This is a genomic window from Pseudomonas sp. 5.2, assembly GCF_059025405.1.
On record NZ_JBYBHH010000044.1, the window covers coordinates 1 to 1711 of the forward strand.

Sequence of the window (1711 nt, forward strand, 5' to 3'; positions counted from 1 at the left end):
TGGCCATCGGCACCGCCAACTTCAAGGAGCTGCTGTCGGGTGCCTACACCATGGACCAGCACTTCCAGACCGCGCCGTTCGACAAGAACATGCCGGTGCTGCTGGCCCTGCTGGGCGTCTGGTATGGCAACTTCTGGGGCGCCCGCAGCCATGCGATCTTGCCGTATGACCACTACCTGCGCAACATCACCAAGCATTTGCAACAGCTGGACATGGAGTCCAATGGCAAGAGCGTCCTGCAGGATGGAACGCCGGTGAAGACCGAAACCGGCCCTGTGATTTGGGGCGGCGTTGGCTGCAACGGGCAACATGCTTATCACCAGCTCTTGCACCAGGGCACCCACCTTATCCCTGCTGACTTCATCGTACCGGTAGTGAGTTTCAACCCAGTGGTTGACCATCATCAATGGCTGTACGCCAACTGCCTTTCGCAGAGTCAGGCGTTGATGCTGGGCAAGACCCGCGATGAGGCAGAAAGCGAGCTGCGGGAAAAAGGCCTGAATGAAGCAGATATCGAGAAGCTGGCCCCGCATAAAGTGATCCCGGGTAACCGCCCAAGTAATACCTTGGTTGTCGAACGCATTAACCCGCGCCGTCTTGGTGCACTGGTTGCAATGTACGAGCATAAAGTCTTCGTGCAGAGCGTGATCTGGGGTGTGAATGCCTTCGATCAGTGGGGGGTCGAGCTGGGTAAGGAGCTGGGCAACGGCGTATACGGGCGTTTAGTCGGAAGTAACGATGACGCTGCTGAAGATGGCTCAACGCAAGGTCTGATCAATTACTTCCGTGGTCGCCACCGCGGCTGATTGTTTTTGCCGAGAAGTCATAAGCGAATCGCTCCTGCTCATTGCTGAGAAGCAATGGGCACGAGCGGTTTACGAATGTGGCCCCGCAAGTGCGCGCCCTATATCTACGCTAGTTAGGTGTCGATTCTCGTTTTAAGGAGCGAACCACTTTGCTTGCGTTTTTGTAGGACTTTTCACAGTCAGAAGTCCGAATTTAAGTATCACGCTGAGGTGCTTTTCGTGCAGGTTATAAAATATTTGGATTAAGGCTAGTCATCATGTGAAGTGTGGGGCCTGAGCGCTTTATATGGGTATACTGAGCTCCGCTATTTACTGTCCCATTTGGTAACGATTCATCGAGCCGCCTGTCTAGTTAGAACAATGGAATACCGCTAGGGTTGATTGCGCAGCCAAAGGAAAGCTGCTGCTAGATAAGACCAACCCAAGGAGTGATCCCTAATGCGCAATACCGTTCTGTCCTACCTGCTGCTGCCCCTGTTCGCCAGCCTGTCCTTCTCGGTCAGCGCCGCCCCTGCCAGCACCACCGCCATGCAGGAACCAGTACCAATCGTCACCCACATGGAAGCTCAGACCACCCGACTAGACCTGAACAAGGCCGATGCCCCAACCCTGCAAAAAGAACTGAACGGCATCGGCAAGGCCAAGGCTGAAGCGATCGTCGCCTACCGGGAAGCCAACGGCCCATTCGCGTCGGTGGATGAGCTGTTGGAAATCAAGGGAATCGGCAATGCGTTGCTGGAGCGTAATCGGGACAAGGTAATGGTGGAGTAATCAGCAGTCGGGCTGGGCAGGCGATGCTTGGCTCAGCCCATTTATGGACGTATGCATCAATTGGCCATGGAGAGGTGTAGATAAAGTCAGCGGGAACTCGAGCGGAGAGTGTGTTGGATTCTTCGCGGGCAAGG

2 protein-coding genes are annotated in these 1711 nt (G+C 55.0%); both read left to right on the forward strand.

The features are described from left to right. The coding region (locus AC5PZ0_RS28190) for a phosphoglucose isomerase-related protein (RefSeq protein ID WP_493856200.1) at positions 1-806 on the forward strand (806 nt) is incomplete at its 5' end. Positions 807-1244: 438 nt separating this feature from the next. Further along, positions 1245-1577 carry a ComEA family DNA-binding protein gene (locus AC5PZ0_RS28195; protein WP_085273731.1) on the forward strand — a complete coding sequence of 111 codons (333 nt, stop codon included), beginning with the start codon at positions 1245-1247 and terminating at the stop codon, positions 1575-1577. The last annotated feature ends 134 nt before the right edge of the window (positions 1578-1711 follow it).

Excerpts from the sequence above, each read along its gene's own strand:
- AC5PZ0_RS28195 (WP_085273731.1), top strand. The coding sequence starts at position 1,245 with ATGCGCAATACCGTTCTGTCCTACCTGCTGCTGCCCCTGTTCGCCAGC.